The 13,697-nt window shown below is 64.2% G+C and carries 17 protein-coding genes; 11 read left to right on the top strand and 6 right to left on the bottom strand.

The window, feature by feature from the left end; genetic code table 11:
• Positions 1-38 precede the first annotated feature (38 nt).
• The 3 genes from AC4FS3_RS01040 (at position 39) to AC4FS3_RS01030 (ending at position 1,595) form a co-directional block, all read left to right on the top strand.
• Positions 39-269, top strand: a complete 231-nt coding sequence (locus AC4FS3_RS01040) for a hypothetical protein (RefSeq protein ID WP_491018978.1) — start codon at positions 39-41, stop codon at positions 267-269.
• Between the two features lie 25 nt (positions 270-294).
• On the top strand, positions 295-1,047 hold the full coding sequence (locus AC4FS3_RS01035) for a sulfotransferase-like domain-containing protein (RefSeq protein WP_491018977.1): 753 nt from the start codon (positions 295-297) through the stop codon (positions 1,045-1,047).
• Between the two features lie 167 nt (positions 1,048-1,214).
• Positions 1,215-1,595, top strand: a complete 381-nt coding sequence (locus AC4FS3_RS01030; protein ID WP_491018976.1) for a hypothetical protein — start codon at positions 1,215-1,217, stop codon at positions 1,593-1,595.
• Positions 1,596-1,609: 14 nt separating this feature from the next.
• On the opposite strand, the gene AC4FS3_RS01025 is transcribed toward AC4FS3_RS01030, so the two are convergent.
• The 3 genes from AC4FS3_RS01025 to tauA form a co-directional block, all read right to left on the bottom strand.
• Positions 1,610-2,446, bottom strand: coding sequence for an ABC transporter permease subunit (locus AC4FS3_RS01025; RefSeq protein WP_491018975.1), 837 nt, complete (start codon positions 2,444-2,446; stop codon positions 1,610-1,612).
• Positions 2,446-3,219 carry a taurine ABC transporter ATP-binding protein gene (locus AC4FS3_RS01020; protein ID WP_198835697.1) on the bottom strand — a complete coding sequence of 258 codons (774 nt, stop codon included), beginning with the start codon at positions 3,217-3,219 and terminating at the stop codon, positions 2,446-2,448. Before AC4FS3_RS01020 ends, AC4FS3_RS01025 begins: the two co-directional genes overlap by 1 nt.
• 73 nt (positions 3,220-3,292) lie before the next feature.
• Positions 3,293-4,279: a taurine ABC transporter substrate-binding protein gene (gene tauA, locus AC4FS3_RS01015; RefSeq protein ID WP_491018974.1), complete on the bottom strand. Its 987-nt coding sequence runs from the start codon at positions 4,277-4,279 to the stop codon at positions 3,293-3,295.
• Between the two features lie 289 nt (positions 4,280-4,568).
• Here tauA and AC4FS3_RS01010 point away from each other — a divergent pair, with 289 nt between their 5' ends.
• The 6 genes from AC4FS3_RS01010 to AC4FS3_RS00985 all read left to right on the top strand — a co-directional run bounded on the left by AC4FS3_RS01010 (position 4,569) and on the right by AC4FS3_RS00985 (position 8,918).
• Positions 4,569-5,813 carry a GTP-binding protein gene (locus AC4FS3_RS01010; protein ID WP_491018973.1) on the top strand — a complete coding sequence of 415 codons (1,245 nt, stop codon included), beginning with the start codon at positions 4,569-4,571 and terminating at the stop codon, positions 5,811-5,813.
• Between the two features lie 3 nt (positions 5,814-5,816).
• Positions 5,817-6,185, top strand: a complete 369-nt coding sequence (locus AC4FS3_RS01005; RefSeq protein WP_491018972.1) for a DUF6525 family protein — start codon at positions 5,817-5,819, stop codon at positions 6,183-6,185.
• 42 nt (positions 6,186-6,227) lie between these two features.
• Complete coding sequence (locus tag AC4FS3_RS01000; protein WP_491018971.1) at positions 6,228-6,875, top strand: DUF1007 family protein; 648 nt, start codon at positions 6,228-6,230, stop codon at positions 6,873-6,875.
• Positions 6,872-7,759: a nickel/cobalt transporter gene (locus AC4FS3_RS00995; protein WP_491018970.1), complete on the top strand. Its 888-nt coding sequence runs from the start codon at positions 6,872-6,874 to the stop codon at positions 7,757-7,759. Before AC4FS3_RS01000 ends, AC4FS3_RS00995 begins: the two co-directional genes overlap by 4 nt.
• A 68-nt stretch (positions 7,760-7,827) precedes the next feature.
• Positions 7,828-8,442, top strand: a complete 615-nt coding sequence (locus AC4FS3_RS00990) for a transposase (protein WP_491018969.1) — start codon at positions 7,828-7,830, stop codon at positions 8,440-8,442.
• Positions 8,443-8,756: 314 nt separating this feature from the next.
• Positions 8,757-8,918: a hypothetical protein gene (locus tag AC4FS3_RS00985; protein ID WP_491018968.1), complete on the top strand. Its 162-nt coding sequence runs from the start codon at positions 8,757-8,759 to the stop codon at positions 8,916-8,918.
• A 267-nt stretch (positions 8,919-9,185) separates the two neighbouring features.
• Here AC4FS3_RS00985 and alkB read toward each other — a convergent pair whose 3' ends face one another.
• The 3 genes from alkB to AC4FS3_RS00970 all read right to left on the bottom strand — a co-directional run bounded on the left by alkB (position 9,186) and on the right by AC4FS3_RS00970 (position 11,887).
• Positions 9,186-9,833 carry a DNA oxidative demethylase AlkB gene (gene alkB / locus AC4FS3_RS00980; RefSeq protein ID WP_491018967.1) on the bottom strand — a complete coding sequence of 216 codons (648 nt, stop codon included), beginning with the start codon at positions 9,831-9,833 and terminating at the stop codon, positions 9,186-9,188.
• Between the two features lie 127 nt (positions 9,834-9,960).
• Positions 9,961-10,248 carry an HU family DNA-binding protein gene (locus tag AC4FS3_RS00975; RefSeq protein WP_092900635.1) on the bottom strand — a complete coding sequence of 96 codons (288 nt, stop codon included), beginning with the start codon at positions 10,246-10,248 and terminating at the stop codon, positions 9,961-9,963.
• Between the two features lie 172 nt (positions 10,249-10,420).
• Positions 10,421-11,887, bottom strand: coding sequence for an AMP nucleosidase (locus AC4FS3_RS00970; RefSeq protein ID WP_491018966.1), 1,467 nt, complete (start codon positions 11,885-11,887; stop codon positions 10,421-10,423).
• 181 nt (positions 11,888-12,068) lie between these two features.
• Here AC4FS3_RS00970 and AC4FS3_RS00965 point away from each other — a divergent pair, with 181 nt between their 5' ends.
• Entirely contained in the window at positions 12,069-12,917 is an 849-nt protein-coding gene (locus AC4FS3_RS00965) for an SDR family oxidoreductase (protein WP_491018965.1), read from the top strand.
• 83 nt (positions 12,918-13,000) lie between these two features.
• Positions 13,001-13,636: a ribonuclease HII gene (rnhB, locus tag AC4FS3_RS00960; protein WP_491018964.1), complete on the top strand. Its 636-nt coding sequence runs from the start codon at positions 13,001-13,003 to the stop codon at positions 13,634-13,636.
• The last annotated feature ends 61 nt before the right edge of the window (positions 13,637-13,697 follow it).

The following is a 13,697-nucleotide window of genomic DNA, read 5'->3' as shown; positions in this document are numbered from 1 at the left end:
GCATTTCACCCGGGAAGAGATGATCTGGGCGGGGCACGGTGCGGCTTGGGCTGAACCAGACCATCATGGCGGCGCTGTCGATGATGGTGATCGCGGCGCTGGTGGGCACGCGCGAGCTGGGCCAGCAGGTCTGTGTTGCCCTGTCAATGGCCGATGCCGGAGCGGGGCTGATCGCGGGGGGCATCATCGCCGCTATCGCACTGGTCGCGGACCAGCTGTTGCGGGCGCCAGACGGCAGATCCGGAGGGAAATCCGGGGGGAAGACATGACGCAAATGGGCAAGAGGAGGGTCAGATGAACAGGATCTACGCTTTGTGGTCACATCCGCGGTCGATGTCGACCGCGATGGAGCGGGTGATGCGCGAGCGCGGTGATCTCGACTGCGCGCATGAGCCCTTCATGTATGACTACTATGTCCATCGCGCGATAAGGCAGATGCCGCATTTCGATGTCCGTCCGGATCACCCGGTCAGCTATCCCGCGATCCGCGACCATCTGCTGGCGCGGGCGGCGAAGGGGCCGGTTTTCTTCAAGGACATGTCTTATTATGTGATGCCGCATATCCTGGAGGATGCGGCCTTCGCGCCGCATCTGGTCAATGCCTTCCTGATCCGCGACCCGCTGGCTTCGATCACATCGTACTACAGGCTCGACCCGGAGGTCAGCCTCGACGAGGTCGGGCTCGAGGCGCAATGGCGTCACTACAGCGCGCTGAAGGCCGCAGGCCGGAACCCGGTTGTGCTTCGGGCCGAGGCGGTGCGCGAGGACAGTCGCGGCACGATGGCGCGGTTCTGGCAGGCGGTCGGGCTGCCATTTTCCGAACGTGCCTTCACCTGGCAGGATGAAAAGCCGAAGGACTGGGATCAGGTCGGCGGCTGGCATGGGGATGTCAGCGCTTCAAAGGGGATCCGCCCGCTGAGCGCAACCGAGGCCGGGGAAGCGCGCACCAAATTTGACGCTCTCGCCCTGACGCATCCGCGTATGAAACGCGATCTGGCGCATCATTTGCCCTATTATCAGAAGCTTCTGGCCGAAGCTTTGTGCTGAACTGGCGGGTCGCCGCGCGAATCGCCCTGGGAGCGCAGAAAATGCCTCTCCTTTGACCCATGAGAAGAGAATAATTCCCCTGCCGGGGCGCAAAGTCTGACTGGCCCCTTCCCTTGCCGCGCCTTGCCGGAATCGAGACTATTTCGCCTGAAACCACAGGTGACCCCATGTCATACGCAGCCGGCCCGGCCAGAGATGCCGGTCAGTCTCCCCCCTCCGGCCTTGCGCGGAGCCTCGCGGATCTGGCGCTGCGGCTGACCACGCGGCGGGCGGGGGATGGGGCGATCAGCCTGCCGCCCGGGCGCGAGCTCCGGCTGGCCTCGCCCGTCTGGTATGAGATCTGGTCGCGCGATGCGGCGCGGCTTGGGCGGCTGGGGGTTGCGGTCCTGCCCGAACAGATCGCCTCGCTGGCCTCTGACGAGCGGCAGGCGCTGGTCTCCGCTCAGCTGGCGCTGAGCGGGGCGGGGCCGGGGCTGCCAGACTGGCTGAAACCGGCGCTCAGCCGGGCGAAAGCGCGCCTGGAGATGCGGCTTTCCTGGCTCGACTGAGCTCCTTCGCTGTCTCAGCTTTTGCCGATCGAGGGCAGGAAGCGCCGCTCCATCCAGCGCAGCAGGATCTCGGAGATCGTGGCCAGAGCCGAGATCACGAGGATCCCCGCGATCACCATATCGGTCACCAGAAACTGCGCCGCCGACTGGATCATATAGCCAAGGCCCCGTGTTGCCGCGACCAGTTCAGACGCGACCAGCGTCGTCCAGCCCGCGCCAAGCGCGATACGCATGCCGGTAAAGATCGATGGAAGGGCCGCGGGCAACATCACCTCGCGGATCAGTTGCGCACGGGTGGCACCAAAGGTGCGGGCGGCGCGGATCTGGTTTTCGCCCGCGGCTTTGACGCCCGAGACGGTCGAGATCACGATGGGCGCCAGCATGGCGATGCCGATCACGAGGACTTTCGAGCCTTCGCCAATGCCGCACCAGATGATGATCAGCGGCAGATAGGCCAGCGGTGGCAGCGGGCGGATGAATTCGACCAGCGGATCGAGGATGCCGCGCCCGATCTTTGACGTGGCGATCAAAAGTCCGACCGGCACCCCGATCAGCATGGTGAAGAACAGCGCGGCAAAGACCCGCCAGAGGCTCGCGCCCATATGCTCCAGCAGCGTGGCATTGGCGTAGCCGTCAAAGGCCACCCGGGTCAGCGCCGCCCAGACCTTTGCGGGCGAGGGCAGGAACACCGGCGAGGCCCAGCCCGCCCAGGAGGTCAGTGCCCAGATCAGGATCAGCCCGCCGATGGTGGCCGTGCCCAGCAGCAGCCCCCAGGGCAGGCGCAGCTTTGGCCGGTCGCCCCTGGTGTGCGGCGTGCTGAGGGCGGAGGTATCTGCGGTATTGTCGGTCATCAGGCGGGCTCTTTCTCATAGATCGCGGCCAGCAGGCGTTCGCGGGCGGCGATAAAGCCGGGCTCGGATTTCAGGGCGCGCGGGTCTTCGCCGCGGATGAAACGGCGGCCATAGTCATAGCTTTCCTGAAAGCTGATGCGGCCCGGATCCGGTGCCAGGACCACGACCGAGGTCGACAGAAACAGCGCCTCCTCGACCGAATGCGTGATCAGAAGCGCGCCGGTATGGCTCTGATCCCAAAGCTGAAGCAAAAGCTCATGCATCCGGTCGCGGGTCATGGCGTCAAGCGCGCCAAGGGGTTCATCCATCAACAGGAAATCCGGCCCCGAGGCCAGCGCGCGGGCAATCCCCACCCGCTGTCGCTGCCCGCCGGAAAGCTGCCAGATATGTTTGTCTTCCTGACCTTCCAGATGCACCGCCGCCAGCCAGCGCCGGGCGGTGGCCTCGCGCTCGTCCCGCGCCACCCCGGCTAGTTTCAGCGGCAGCGCGACATTCTCGACCACGGTGCGCCAGGGAAACAGCGCGTCATCCTGGAACACCACCGCCCTGTCCGGGCCCGGCCCGGTGACAGGGGCACCGCCGATGCTGACCTGACCGGAACTGGGCTGCAAAAACCCGGCGGCCAGGTTCATCAGTGAGGTCTTCCCCGATCCCGACCGCCCGATGACCGAGATGAAATCACCCTGCGACAACGACAGGGTGACGTCTTTCAGCACCGGGGTGGCAGTGCCGGGATAGGTCAGGGAGATATGCGACAGGCTGAGAACAGACATGATGCGACTTTCAGAACGGCAAAGCCCGGCGCCGGGAAAGGCGCCGGGATCCGGGGCTTTTCGCCCGGGCGGATTACTTCAGCGCGGCCTCGGCAAAGCCTTTGTTCACAAAGGCGCTGTAATCATCCTTGGCGGTCGCCGAACCCTGTTCCTGCAGGAAGGCGGCAGTGTTTTTGATGGCTGCCGCAGTGGCGCCGCCAAGGAAGGCATCTGAGGTCTGGTCTTTCAGCCCGGCAAAGACATAGCCCTTCAACAGCGCCGGCACGTCTGCCGCAGGTGCGCCGGTCAGCTCGGCGATCTTTTTCGCCGCGTCACTGTCGGCGCCCCAGGCGGCGGGGTCTTTGATATAGGCATCGGTCGCCTCGCCGGTCACTTTGACGAAAGCGGTGACGATTTCGGGATGCGCCTCGGCATAATCCTTGCGCACGATCCAGGCGTCAAAGGTCGGGCCGCCCCATGCCGCCACGTCAGAGCTGTCGGCCAGAACCGTGCCGCCGGTGGTCTTGATCTGGTTCAGCACCGGATCCCAGATATAGGCGCCGTCAATATCGCCGCGTTCCCAGGCCGCCGCGATTTCCTGCGGGCGCAGGTTCAGAAGGTTCACCTCTGAAGCCGGGATGCCCCAGTGTTTCAGCGCCGTCAGCAGCGAATAATGCGCGGTCGACACGAAAGGCGTCGCGATCTTCTTGCCCTTGAGGTCTTCCGGTTTCTCGACCCCCTTGACGGCCAGCGCTTCGGCTTCGGCGATATTGCCGACAATATAGATGGTCTCGATCGGCAGATCCTGCGAGGCGGCTGCGGTCAGCGGCGACGAACCGACATAGCCGATATCAATCGAGCCCGCCGCGACGGCCGCGATGACATCGGCGCCGCCGCCGAACAGGTGCCATTCGACCTCGGCGCCGGTGGCGCTTTCATAGGTTTTGTCGGCCTGGGGCACGCGCGAGGGCTCGACGATCTGCTGCCAGCCGATCCGCAGCGTTTCGGCGAAAGCAGGCAGCGAGACGCCGGCAAGCAGGCCGGCAAGGGTCAGGGTGGTGGTCAGTTTGCGAAGGGTCATGATGATCTCGTTACGGGGTGTCACAGGCTGCCAGGGCGGCATTTGCATGGGCTAAATCTGGCCGGGAAAGCCGTTTCAGGCCATTCTGAAGAGGCCACCGGTTAAAGCGAGCGCCATTTGCTGGCCCTGCGGGGAGGAGAAGAATATTCCCCTCCCCCGGTCAGTATCGCCTTTGAGGGGGCAGAATCAGCCGGTGTCGCCCAGTTTCCCGGCGCCCTGGTGTTTCAGGCGGTTGCGGTTTTGGTTTCACTCGATATAAGATGTAATAACATAACGTATTGAGGTCGCCATGCCCGCCAGCCCCCATCCGAACCTGCCCCGCTCCGGGGATCAGCGCCTGCCTGTGACCGTGCTTTCGGGCTTTCTCGGTGCCGGTAAGACCACGCTCCTGAACCATATCCTGAACAATCGCGAGGGCCGCCGCGTTGCCGTCATCGTCAATGATATGTCCGAGGTGAATATCGACGCCGACCTTGTGCGCAGTGGTTCAGAACTGTCGCGATCCGAGGAAAAACTGGTCGAGATGACCAATGGCTGCATCTGCTGCACCCTGCGCGATGACCTTCTGAGCGAAGTCCGGCGCCTCGCTGGGGAAGGGCGGTTTGACTATCTGCTGATCGAATCGACCGGTATTGCCGAACCTCTGCCGGTCGCCGCGACCTTTGACTTTCGCGACAGTGACGGCGCGAGCCTTTCGGATCTGGCGCGGCTGGATACGATGGTCACCGTGGTCGATGCGGTCAATCTGACGGCGGATTTCGCGAGCCATGACTTCCTCGCCGACAGGGGCGAGAGCCTTGGCGAGGCTGACACCCGCAATCTGGTCAGCCTGCTGACCGATCAGATCGAATTTGCCGATGTCATCGTGTTGAACAAGGCCGAGCTGGCGGGGCCGGTGCGTCTTGATCAGGCCCGCAAAATCATCCGTGCCCTGAACCCCGGGGCGCGGCTGATCGAGACCGATTGCTCGCGCGTTTCGCCCTCGGACATCTTCGATACCGGGCTTTTTGATTTCGACCGCGCCCATCTGCATCCGATGTGGGCGAAGGAGCTTTACGGCTTCGCGGATCACCAGCCCGAGACCGAAGAATACGGCATTTCCTCATTCGTTTACCGCGCGCGTCAGCCGTTTCATCCGCAAAAGATCTATGACCTGTTCAATGGCGATCTGCCGGGGGTGATCCGGGCGAAGGGGCATTTCTGGATCGCCTCGCGCCCGGACTGGGCGGTGGAATTCTCGCTTGCAGGCGCGATTTCAGGGGTCACACCACTGGGGCGCTGGTGGGCGACGGTGCCGCGTGATCGCTGGCCGACCCATCCCGAGGGGCTGGATCAGGTCATGCAGCATTGGGCCGAACCCTGGGGGGATCGCCGACAGGAGCTGGTCTTTATCGGCGCGGGCATGGATGAGGCGGCGATCCGGGCAAGCCTTGATGCGGCGCTGATGCCGGAGGCCGGGACAGAACGGGCAGGGACGACCTGGGCCGATCTGCCCGATCCCTTCCCCGACTGGTCCCGGCGCGAGGCGGTCTGATCCATGACGCGCAATCTGGTGACAAGCCTGCGCGGACGCGCCCGCCCGCGCCCGATGGAGCGGTTTGACCGCCTGCCGCCCGATCTGCGCTGCTGGCTGTCGCAGGCGGTGCTGCCCTGGAGCCCGCATTCCGCTCTGCGGCTCTGGACGCGGCTGCGGCGTGAAACCGGAGGAGACCTTGCCCGGATGCTGGAACGGCTTAATCAGGCAGAACAGAGACTGATTTCGCGCGATGCGCCTGTCATCTGGGGTGGGCCACGCCAGGAAACGCCCCGACCCGCCGGGACTGCAATTCCAGGGCTTGTTTCTGGCGGCGCGGCGTTCTGCCTGGATGATCCCTTGCGCAATGGCGCTGGTCTCACGGGGCGGTGAATTGCGGCCGCCACGGGGCGGCGGGTATGAAGGAGTATGGTCTTGCGGCTCCTCTCTCTCCTCGCCTGGCTCGCGCTGCCGCAGATGGCGCGGTCGCATCCGCATGAATTTGTCGATACCGGCCTCACTTTCCGGTTCGATGATCAGGGATCGCTGGCGGCGGTGTCGGTCGAATGGGTCTATGACGACCTCACCTCGCTTCTGATCCTGAGCGATCTGGGCATGGATAGGGATGGCGACGGCATCCTGACGGCAGAAGAGGCGGAGAGGCTGAACGAGATGGCGACAAACTGGCCCGAGGGCTTCGACGGCAATCTCTGGCTGAGCCAGGGAGGCAGGCCGGTTGCGCTTTCGCGCCCGCAGGAGGGGGCGGCGGACCTATGGGAGGGGCGGATCCGCATGACCCATATCCGCGCCTTGCCCGAGCGACGCGACCCGGCCGGCGGCGAAATCCGCCTCCAGGCCTATGATCCGTCTTATTACATCTTTTATGATCTGGCCGGAACGCCTGGCGTCCAGGGGCAACCTGGCTGCCGCGCCCGGGTTGAGCCCGCCGACAGTCGCCGCGCGCAACAGCTCTATGATGAGGCCCTCGCACAGCTGAGCGATGCAGAGCTGGAGGGCGGGACCTATCCCGAAATCGGCGGCGCCTTTGCCGATACAGTGCTGCTTGACTGCGAGACACCATGAGGGCGCGGCGGTTTTTGCTGCCGGGGCTGGTTCTGCTGGTCTCCCTGATCGCGGTCGCGGTCTTTACAACGGGGCTGGATGACGGGTTGGCGCGCCGGCTGGTCGAGGTCCAGCGTGAGTTTCAGAATGCGCTCGGTCAGTCGCTGCGGGCGCTTCGCGCCGGTGAGGCCGGAGCCGCGACCGGATTCCTGGGCCTCTGTTTTGCCTATGGCTTTTTTCATGCGCTCGGGCCGGGGCACGGCAAGGCGCTGATCGCCGGCTATGGTTTCGCAAGCCGCGCCACGCTGCGGCGTCTCATCTGGATTGCCGGGCTTGCAGCGCTTGGCCAGGCGCTGGTTGCGATTGTGCTGGTTTATGGCGGGATCTGGATGTTCGAGGGCGCGCGCGACCGGATCGAAGGGCTGGCCATGGTGATCGAGCCCCTCGCAATGCTGGCAATCGCCGGTCTCGGGGCCATGCTTTTGCGGCGCGGGCTGCGGCGGTCGCGGCCCGCAATGGTCCATACGCATCATCACCATGACGAGACCTGTGGCTGCGGCCATGGTCATGCGCCCGGCCCCGAACAGGTTGCCGCCGCCTCCGGCTGGCGCGAGGTTCTGGCGCTGGTGGCGGGGATCGCGTTCAGGCCCTGTACCGGCGCATTGTTCCTTCTGGTCCTGACCTGGCGGCTGGGGATCAACGGGCTGGGGATCCTTGGCACCATCGTGATGGCGGCGGGCACCTTCCTGATCACAGCGCTTGCGGCGACCCTCGCGGGGCTGACCCGCCAGGGTCTGACGCTGGCCTTGCCCGGCGCCAGCCCGCGCCTCTTTGCGGCGGCCGAGATCGTGACCGGCGTGATCGTCATGATCCTTGGCCTGAGTACGGCGTTGAGGTTGCTTTAGGACAGCACCTCGCTGGACGCCAGGGCCCAGACCCGGGTCTGCCCGAGGTTCGGCCTCTCGGGATCACGGTGAGCCATATCGGCGGCGCGTCGGTCCTGCCCGATCTGCCCGGCCAGATCCCGCCAGACTATCAGATTGCCTGCTTCACCGCAAATGGCGTTCATGCCCTCCTCCCCCCGCCGCGCAGGATCGCGAAGCCAGGGAAGACCGTTACCGCCGGCTCGATTACGCGCAATCAGGTGCTGCGGGCCCTCAAATTCCTCGGTCGCGATTTGTGGGGACGCTCAAGCGGCTGTTACCGCCGGAGCCGCGCCAAACCGAAAATGCATTGTCTGAAACTCTTGCGCCACCGCCTCATGGCGCATGACTTTGGTCGTAAGGTCGCTGATCTGCAGGTCCCTGTAACCGTTCAGAATCGCGACACCACCTTCGGCACATCTCGGAAAAAGGCCGTGCGATCAGGCCGTCCCGGGATAGCCGAAACTCCACCGTCAGCTGACTTCTGCAACACAGCCATCGGCGCTTATCGATCATCTCGCGGTGAGACGTTCGCGATGGCGATGGTGGAAGAGGCCGCCGACCGCATACCGGCCGCCAATCCAGGGGGTCCCGACGATCCGAACGAGCATTGGGAAGCGGAACCATTCGCCATTCTGCGCAGGAGGCGGATGGCCAGGGACTGAGCTGTGACCCCGGATTCAGGAACGGGTTTGACCGTGCGAAGGCTGCACCCCTGCCTGATGTCCGGGCGTTGTTTGGCCTCTGCGAGGGGATCCCGCCGACGCTGAGCGGCACCGTGAGTTCCGATGTGGTGACGGGTGCGACGCCAGATCAGATGCCGGTCTGCCGCCGCGATCACCGCCCCGGCCTGCGGGACGCGATCAGCACCACGTCGCCGCCGCCGCCATCGACGTCAAACACACCAAAAGCTACGCCGCTGATCAGGCCGGCATTGACCTGAACGGCGGTGTCAGAGCCAGGGAGTCTCCCGCTCGCAATGCCCGTCAGTGACCCGTTAATCACGATGCGGGTGCTGGTGGAGCTGCTGCCAGAGATGCCCGGCCCGACCGGGGAACTGACCGTGACTCCAGGCATGGATTTCGCCGGCAGCAGTGATCTGCTGCGAAGTTACGCTGCCCGTGATGACAATGTCGCCTGAGCTGAGGATAGTTGCATTTCGGCCGAGATAAAGGCTGTCCGCACTGCCAAAGTCATCAGGTATTGCTGCTCTGTCATTGGTTCCGGGTGTATAGAAGAAGGCCATTTCACGTTTCGCAAGAAAGGGTATCGTCTCATGCCCTGTCTGAGGGGCGCATCAAATGGCGCCACCGGGACGGGGCAGGCACAGCGTGACGTAACCGCCCTGATCCTGAATTTCGTCAGCACGATTTGGAAGGCGATCCTTTCAGGGTCGTATCGGGCGGCGTCAGCTGCGGCGGAAGGTGAGGTTCAGCCGCAGATCACCGCAAACCGGGTGGGTGCCCGGTTTCAGCGTATCGATCCCGTGGAAGTAAAGCCGCGAGGGGCCACCCCAGACCACGACATCCCCATGTAAAAGCGGAATCTTCCGCGCCGGGTCGCTGCGGTTCAGCCCGCCAAAGCGGAAGATCGCGGCAAGGCCCAGCGAGACCGAAACGATGGGCTGTGAGAAATCCGCCTCATCCTGATCCTGGTGCAGCGCCATTTTTGCGCCGGGCTGGTACCGGTTGATCAGGCAGACATCCGGGGCAAAGCCGGGATAGCCGGCCTCTGTGGCGGCATCCTGCGCGAGGGCGCGGAAGGCGGCCGGCATAGCGGGCCAGGGCGCGCCGGTTTCGGGATCAAGCGCCTGATAGCGATAGCCGCGCCGGTCGCTGACCCAGCCGCCGCTGCCGCAATTCGTCATCGCAACCGACATGGCAAAGCCGCCGCGCGTGACCATATGGCGGAAGGGCGAGATGGCGGCGACCGCCGCGATCCCATCGGTCAGCGCATGGGCCTCGGGGCCTGCAAAGTACCTGAGCAGCACCGCACCGGGGGCCAGGTCTTCGCGACCCCGTTGCGGGAGGTCTGCATCACCGAAAAGATCTGTCATTGCCGTCTCCGCCGCTTATCGCAGTATCGCCTCCGGGACGGCGGAGCGCAAAAGAAAAGGGCCGTCCCGGGCTGATCCCGGGCGACCCCATCCGTCTTGCAACCGGTCTTCTGGCCTGATCCGAAGATCAGCCGTTGACCAGGTCTTTAAGAGCTTTGGCGATGGTGAATTTCACCTGCTTGTCGGCCGGTTTGGTCATGGTTTCACCGGTGGCCGGGTTACGGACCTGACGCTCGGGGCGCTCTTTGCAGGCCACTTTGCCGAGGCCCGGCAGGGTGACTGCACCACCTGCAGTGACTTCCTTTGCCACCACATCAGCAATCGCATCCAGTGCGGCCGAAGCGGTTTTCTTGTCGGCGCCCATTGCTTCGGCAAGGGCAGCCACAAGCTGGGTCTTGGTCATCGGCTTGGACATTGGTGTCTCCTGTTCTCGTTCGGCTTGTCCTTCTGATCCCGGGCCTGCAATTGCGGCTTCGGGACCCCCTTTTCAGGGCTGTCGCTCAGTCACCTGGAAAGTGGGGCGAAATCAAGCCCCAGAACGCAGCCGGGGCTGGAAATCAGCGGTTTTCACCGGAATTCCCTATGTCTCACAGGAATGCGGTTTCCTCAAAGCTGCGCAATTTGCGCGAATGGATGCGTTCCAACGGGGTTTCGCGCAGCAGCTCCATCGCGCGGATGCCGATCTGCAGGTGCCGCCCGACCTGGGCCTGGTAGAATTCGGTCGCCATGCCGGGAAGCTTCAGCTCGCCATGCAGCGGTTTGTCGGAAACGCAAAGCAGCGTCCCGTAAGGCACCCGGAAGCGGAACCCGTTGGCCGCGATGGTGGCCGATTCCATATCCAGCCCCACCGCGCGCGACTGCGACAGCCGCCGCACCGGGCCGGACTGATCGCGCAATTCCCAGTTGCGGTTGTCGATGGTGGCGACAGTGCCGGTGCGCATGATGCGCTTGAGCTCGTAGCCTTCCAGCCGGGTGACCTCTTCGACCGCGTCTTCCAGTGCGATCTGGATCTCGGCCAGCGCCGGGATCGGCACCCAGACCGGCAGGTCGTCATCCAGCACATGATCCTCGCGCAGATAGGCATGGGCGAGGACGTAATCTCCAAGCGCCTGGGTGTTTCTGAGCCCGGCGCAATGGCCGACCATCAGCCAGGCATGTGGGCGCAGGACCGCGATATGATCGGTGGCGGTTTTGGCATTTGACGGCCCGACGCCGATATTGACCAGCGTGATGCCGTCCCCGTCCGGGCGTTTCAGGTGATAGGTCGGCATTTGCGGCATTTTCGACGGAAGGAGGATCCTGCCATCCCCGGAGGTGATCTCCTGATCGCCGGTTGCGACAAAGCTGGAATAGCCGGAATTCGGGTCATCAAGCGCCGCGCGGGCGAAGGCCTCGAACTCATCGACATAGAACTGGTAATTGGTGAACAGAACATGGTTCTGGAAGTGCCGCGGGCTGGTTGCGGTGTAATGCGCCAGCCGTGCAAGGCTGTAATCGACGCGCTGCGCGGTAAAGGGCGCGAGCGGCATCGAGCCATCGGCGAAATGTTCAAGCGTTCCGTTGACGATGTCGTCATTGGTGGTCGCGAGGTCCGGCACGTCGAACACATCGCGCAGCGGGAAATCCAGCGCGCCGGCCTGGGGGATGATCAGGTCGGGCTGACCCGCCACCGCGAAATGCAGCGGGATCGGCGTGACCGAGGGGCCAATGGTGACCGGCACCCCGTGATTGCGGATCAGAAGGCCGATCTGCTGGATCAGATAACTGCGAAACAGATCAGGGCGGGTCACGGTGGTGGAATAGGTGCCTGGCCGCGCGACATGGCCAAAGGACAGGCGGGTGTCGACATTCGAGAAACTGTCCACCACAAGGCGGATTTCCGGGTAATAGGCGCGGATCCGGTTTGTCGGTCGGCCAGTGATCAGCGCCTCGCGGAACTGGCTGATCAGATGGGCGGTGGCCTCGTCATAAAGCACATGCAGCCGGTCAACGGCTTCGGTGGCATCGGTGAAGCTTTGCGCTTCGCTCGGGTCTGGCAAAAGAAGGATCGACACTTGTCCGTTTTGTCCTTTGGATCGCTGCGGCCTGACGGAGTATCGGGAGAGACATCCGGCGGGCCATCTGGCTGAGTTAAGCGCAAAGCGGGGCGCTGAAGCAAGTGAACTCCAGGTAACGGAGCGCGGGGGCCGAGCGGGGCGCTTGCACAGGCGCGCGTGCAGAGAGATAGTCGCGGCCATGAAAACACTGCTTTCTCTTGGACATGGATATTGCGCGGCCGCGCTGGCGCGCGGGCTTTTGGCCGAGGGCTGGACCGTGATCGGCACCACCCGCGATGCGGCAAAGGCGGCGGCGTTTGAGGCAATGGGCGTCGAGCCTCTGATCTGGGATCCGTCGCGGGGCGCGGATCTTGCGCCTGCACTGGCGCGCGCCACGCATATCCTGCATTCCGCCAGCCCCGATGAGGCGGGCGATCCGTTCCTGAACGCCTGGCCCGGGATCCGCGAGGCGCAGGTGGAATGGATGGGATATCTTTCGACAACCGGGGTTTATGGCGATACGCGTGGCGCCTGGGTGGATGAGACCTCGCCGGTTCTGCCCGCACGGGCGCGTTCGGGCGAACGGGTCCGTGCCGAGCGCGACTGGCTGGCGAGCGCGTTGCCGGTGCAGGTGTTTCGCCTGGCCGGGATTTACGGGCCGGGGCGCGGGCCGTTTGAGAAGATCCGCAATGGCTCGGCCCGGCGGATCCTGAAAGAGGGCCAGGTGTTTTCGCGCATCCATGTCGATGACATCGTGCAGGTGCTGCGGGCCTCGATGGCGGCGCCCTGGCCGGGGCGGATCTATAATGTCTGCGACGACCTGCCCTCATCCGCCGCCGAGGTGCTGAGCTTTGCCGCCGGTCTTCTGGGCCTGCCGGAGCCGCCGGCGGTGGAATTTGCCGAGGCGAAGATGGGGCCGCTTGCGCGCAGTTTCTATGAGGAATGCCGGCGGGTCAGGAATACGCGGATCCGGGAAGAGTTGGGGGTGCGGTTGTTATACCCCGATTACCGGGCGGGGCTGCGGGGGATCCTCGCGGCTGAGGGTTGAGAGGGTGGCTGGCGGCGGGAGCCTCCGGCGGGGATATTTAAGAGACAGATGAAAGCCGTTTTCAGGAGCGGGCAGGGGCGGCGATGGTGACGGTTCCGGATTTCAGTTTTGAGGCGGAGGCGCTGGCAGGTGGCGCCACCTGTGTCGTGGGTGTCGATGAGGTCGGACGCGGACCGATTGCGGGACCGGTGACGGCGGCGGCGGTGCGGCTGGATCCGGGAAATATCCCCGAGGGGCTCAGGGACAGCAAGGCGATGAGCCAGGCGGCGCGCGAGCGGCTGTCAGACTGGCTTTTGACCCATGCGGCCGTCTCGGTCGCGCATGCCAGTGTCGAAGAGATTGATGAGATCAATATCCTGCGCGCCAGCCATCTCGCGATGGAACGGGCAGTGGCGGGGCTGGGGCAGGGGCCCGATTTCGCCCTGATCGATGGCAACCTTTTGCCGCGCGGTCTGACGATCCCTGCCCGGGCCCTGGTCAAGGGCGATGCCCGCTGCCAGTCGATTGCCGCCGCATCAATTGTCGCCAAGGTTGCGCGCGACCGGATCATGGTGGATCTGGCGCAACAGTTTCCGGGTTACGGCTGGGAGCGGAACGCCGGCTACCCGACAAAGGCGCATCTCCAGGCGCTCCTGGATTTTGGCGTAACCCCTGTGCATAGACGGTCCTTCAAACCTATCCACAACATATTGTATCAAGGGATTTATGTAACCCCTTGATTCAATAAACAATTTGACGCCGAATCGGTTCTGACTCATCTTTATCCACAAGACGGCACAC

Source organism: Pseudogemmobacter sp. TB195, assembly GCF_058313095.1.
This window is presented reverse-complemented; position numbering and strand designations above follow the sequence as displayed.